The organism is Streptomyces sp. NPDC030840 (assembly GCF_055572015.1).
Genome location: NZ_JBVIEE010000046.1, coordinates 1 through 4,516, shown reverse-complemented (window position 1 = coordinate 4,516; position 4,516 = coordinate 1). Strand labels below are relative to the sequence as shown.

Below are 4,516 nucleotides of genomic sequence, written 5' to 3'. Positions count from 1 at the left end.
GCCGGCATCGACGGCCTCTACGCCCCCGCCTGTACCGTCATCCACCACCTGCGGATTCATCCGATAAACGGGCAACTTAGGTGAAAACGACCTCTAAGAGATTGTCTCACGTGGTGCGAGCTCGTTGCGGCATGATGTCGGGCTGTGGGTGTTGATCTGTCGCGCCGGCTGGTGCCGGATGGGTTGTGGGAGCTGACTGCTCCGTTGTTGCCGGGGTTCAAGTCCCGTCCGCAGGGCGGGGGTACAGCCCCGGTGGACTCACGGCCTGGACGAAAGTGAGGGTGTGGCGGAGGTTGCACCAGGCGGTGCTGGATGAACTCGGCGCGAGAGGCGAGATCGACTGGACTGCGGCGATCGTGGACGCGAAAAAGGGGGCTCGCTGACCGGGCCGAACCCGGTCGATCGCGGCAAGAAGGGCAGCAAGGCGTACCACTCCGCCGCTCACCTGGCCTGGCTGCGGGAACGCGGCATCGTCCCGCGTGTCGCCAGGCCCGGCATCGAGTCCGGTGAACGCCTCGGCCGCCACCGCTGGAAGATCGAGCGGTCGATCGCCTGGCTCTTCGGCTATCGCCGCCTCACCGCCCGATACGAACGAAAAGGAGAACACTTCCTCGCCTTCCTCAGCCTCGCAGCCGCCCTGACTTGCTACAAGAAACTCGAGAAACTCACCACGTGAGACATTCTCTAAACTGAAGAAGTATCTTCTTGCTGTCAAATGGGGAATGCGGTCGCAGTTTGTATGCGCCGCGAGCCGCATGAAGCCGCATGCCGCCGCTTGTCCCGCCGGCGAGACAAGCGGCGGCACGTATCCGTGTCACCAGTTGGGTCAACGCTGGACTTGACTTCGACACTGCTGCATAGCATAGCGCCAATGCGCATCAATGATGCTGGTACATCCTGGACCCGGCTCTGCATTGATCGATGAGGGGTGCAAGTGTGGTGGATTTCAGTCTTTTCTGCTTTGCCAATGACAGTGGATGCGCGTGGATGCGCCGAGGGGGATCGGTACCGACTACTGATCGATGGCGCTCGTTTCTCGGACGAGCATGGATTCCATTCCATATGGACACCGGAACGCCATTTTCATAATTTCGGAGGAACTTACCCGAATCCGTCGGTAACCAGTGCAGCGATTGCCTCGATCACTAGTCGCGTTAAAATTCGGGCAGGCAGCGTTGCAGCACCCCTGCATCACCCATTGCGGATAGCCGAGGAATGGTCGGTAGTCGACAATATATCACATGGTCGCGTCGGCGTGTCCTTTGCCTCCGGATGGCACGCTACCGACTTTGCGCTAACCCTTCAGCCTACGCGGACTGCCGCACTGAGATGTTCGAGAGGGTCGAGCAAGTACGGGCGCTATGGCGCGGAGAGGCTATCGATGTTCCTGACGGGATGGGAAACCCTGCGAAGGTGCGGTCATTTCCTCCCCCGGCGCAGGCCGAGTTGCCTGTTTGGATCACTAGCGTTGGCGACGTCGAGACTTTCCGAAGCGAGAAGATCTTCGAGTACCGTAAGGCCGCGTCTGAGGCGAGCCAGGATGGATGGTCGGACCACGTCGTGGTCGTGGTGCACACCTTCCTGGGTGAGGACAATGAGACCGTCCGTGAGCTTGTCAGGCCAGCACTGTCGGCCTACATACGCAGCTCTCTCTGTCTCATAACCCGGGAGGTGCCGGGGAGGGTGAGAGCGGCCCCGACAACGCCGGGACGGACCAGTACTGCCAGATGGTGTGGGTCCGGCAAGCGTGACGGAGAGGAGCACGAGAGGAACCAGTGGTTACGTCTCTTAAGGACTCACCGGCTCAAATCTGGTGGATACGGGCCGGGTGCGGCGCATCCCCGGACCGGGCGACCGGATGGGGAACTCCTGGGCGTTCATATGGATGTGCGTCGGAAGGCCACGGTGAAGAGCTGCGGGGTAGCCGTGGCGATGCCGCAGGGACAGAGCTCGGCTCCTACTTCATCGAACGAGTCGCAGTGAACACGGGAACCGTCCCGGTCCTGCCCCGTTTCCGGGCTGCCAGCCCGGACGGCGGGCTGGGTCCACTCGGCAGTTCTGCACTTATGCTGGGGATGGTTTATTGCTCGAGAAGGCGCACTGTGTCTTTGCCAGACTCAAGTGGAACCAGCTGAGCGTCCGCAGGTTCTTTGGGCACCATGATCTGGCCTACATAGACTGATTCTATGCCACATGTTCAATTGTTCTCAATAATTACTATGTGGTGCATCAGCGGAATTGTCCACTGAACAGATCCGTCGCGACGAAATTGGGACCGGTGGTATTTATGCTTACTGAAAACGCAATCGAGGCCTTCTCTTCTCGACCGGTGAGGCAGGGACCTCTAATGCAAGGGCAGGAATATTACTGGTTCTTCAGTCATGCAGCTCCTCAGTATGGCGGCATCATCACGACAACCACCTGGTCCCTCCCCAGTGGGGCCACCGTTTCAGTGATCGGAGAAATACTCGACGAGTTGGTACGTCGACACGAAGTGCTACGAAGTACATTTCCCATCTGTGACAATGGCCACCCTGTCCAGCGAATTCATGAGCCTTATCACGTGCAGATTCATCTTGGGGCCGAAGGCGAGGACGCCCAGTGCCTGGCTACACACCTGATGAGTCTATCGATGGACGTCTCTGTCGACTGGCCGGTCAGGGTGGGACTCATAATGAAGGAAAATGAGCCGCATGAACTCGTCCTGGTTGCAAACCACATTGCGATTGACGGGCACACGATCATGCTCCTGCAGCGGGAGTACGAAACTCTGGCAGGTAGGGGAAACTCCCCAGTGCCATTGGGTACGCCTACACAACCTCTTGAGCGCGCCCGCGCGGAGCGGATCAGCAAGCGAACTGACCAGTACTTCCGCGATTTCTTTGACCGAATGCCCAGCAGGATGTTCCATACATATCACCCAGGGGCGCGAAACGGCGGTTCTGGTTTCGATGCCGCAACTCTTTGCATGCCTGGAATTTCCCATTCTGCGGAGCGCATTGCAAAAAGGCATCACGTTACACCTTCGACGGTTTTCGCAACTGCCTACACTATCGTTGTTTCCGCGCTCTCGGGGCAGCGAAGTTGCGCATTCGATTCCGCCTCGATCAACAGGCATGAAGAGGCCACACAGAACGTCGTGGGCTGCCTCTTCCAGCCCGCACTCTCATTTGTGGACGTCCATCCCAGGGCCACTCTCAAGGCGACCCTTCGAGAGGTGTTTCGAGCGACACTTTTGGGTCTCCGGCACGGACAGTATTCCTACTGGCGGATGCGCGAGCTTATGTCCCGTGCATCCAGTACTCGCGGCATAAATCTCCGTTTGTCTGTGCACTATAATTACTTGCCAGTCGATAAGACTCCCAAGCAGGCAATCGCCAGCCGGCCGGAAATATTGCCCTGGCGGTCGTATCCGCTGGAATGGGAGCGGAACGTGGATTGGGAAGACTATGATACCGACCTATATTTCAGGGTTGGAGGGGTCGGTAGTAAACTGGACGCCTTGTTCCTGTTGGCTCACGAGTCGGTGCTCAACCCGTCTCAATTGGAGAATTCCCTAAGGGCTATCGCCGGTATTATAGCGGAGTGGGCTGATCGTGTAGAACTTGAGGATCAGACCATCTCCGACATAGTCGAGCAATTCAATGTTCCAGTCATCAACCCAGGCGCTGACTGGGTTTATGTAGACCATAGCTGGATAAATACCTCTGAGCTGACTGATATCCTAATGGAGTTGCCAGGAGTCGAGTTTGTCGAGGTGCAGGTGACAGCGCCCGGTGTATGTGGCGTGGAAGAGATTGACCACGATGTAGTTGGCAAGTTGATTGCCCGTGTTGTGTCGCAACAGCGTGACGTTACCCCGGGCAGACTGCGGCAGCACGTGCTGGCTGCGCTGCCGGATAATCCAGCAATTATCACGCCTCATTGGTTCGCTGTGTTCGATGAGCAGCCCTCTGCGAGCGAGGGGTTGATGAATTGGGGCCGAGTCCGGCTGGAAGGCACCGGTGTCGCCCCCGATCTTGAGGTGTCGACCAGCAGTACAGAGCAGGTGCTCTGCGCGGTCTTCGCTCATTACCACGGATTTCCAGTCGGTAGCCTCGCCGACTCATACGTGCTCGCTGGTGGTGATCCGAGCTTGACACCAGCGCTGGTTCGCCACCTCGCTGACAAGGGGTTTCCTGGATTGCTTCCCGATGACCTTCTCAGCCCACGGCCGTTGAGGGCCATCGCGAAAATAATGGGTGGATTCAGTAACCGTATCCCAACCGAACACGACTTGTGAGTTTTCGCTGGTCAGGCATGGTCTCAGGAGCCATCCGATTTCCGAACGTAATCGTTTCATTCTGGCTGATGGTGCATTACTGACCTTCAAAGCATGATGTCGGCAGGGGCTGACGGTCCTTGATCCCTGCGGTATGCCAACTGCATGAGGTATGCGCAAGGGGGCGGGCTGACCGGCGAGCGACGGGCCTTTCGCGAGAGGCTGAGGATGGAGGCGGCTGAGCGGTTCGCCCTG

At 58.2% G+C, this 4,516-nt stretch carries 2 protein-coding genes and 1 pseudogene; all 3 read left to right on the top strand.

Annotated features, from left to right (window positions below):
- Positions 1-156 precede the first annotated feature (156 nt).
- The 3 genes and pseudogenes from ACZ49J_RS45325 (at position 157) to ACZ49J_RS45315 (ending at position 4,282) form a co-directional block, all read left to right on the top strand.
- Positions 157-676 (top strand): annotated as a pseudogene (locus ACZ49J_RS45325) (transposase family protein).
- A 291-nt stretch (positions 677-967) separates the two neighbouring features.
- Positions 968-1,663, top strand: coding sequence for an LLM class flavin-dependent oxidoreductase (locus ACZ49J_RS45320; protein WP_467457734.1), 696 nt, complete (start codon positions 968-970; stop codon positions 1,661-1,663).
- A 624-nt stretch (positions 1,664-2,287) separates the two neighbouring features.
- A complete protein-coding gene (locus ACZ49J_RS45315; protein ID WP_467457732.1) occupies positions 2,288-4,282 on the top strand; it encodes a condensation domain-containing protein in 1,995 nt (664 codons plus the stop codon).
- Positions 4,283-4,516: the final 234 nt, after the last annotated feature.

Coding starts and splice junctions, on each gene's coding strand:
- ACZ49J_RS45320 (WP_467457734.1), top strand. CDS start 968: ATGACAGTGGATGCGCGTGGATGCGCCGAGGGGGATCGGTACCGACTA.
- ACZ49J_RS45315 (WP_467457732.1), top strand. CDS start 2,288: ATGCTTACTGAAAACGCAATCGAGGCCTTCTCTTCTCGACCGGTGAGG.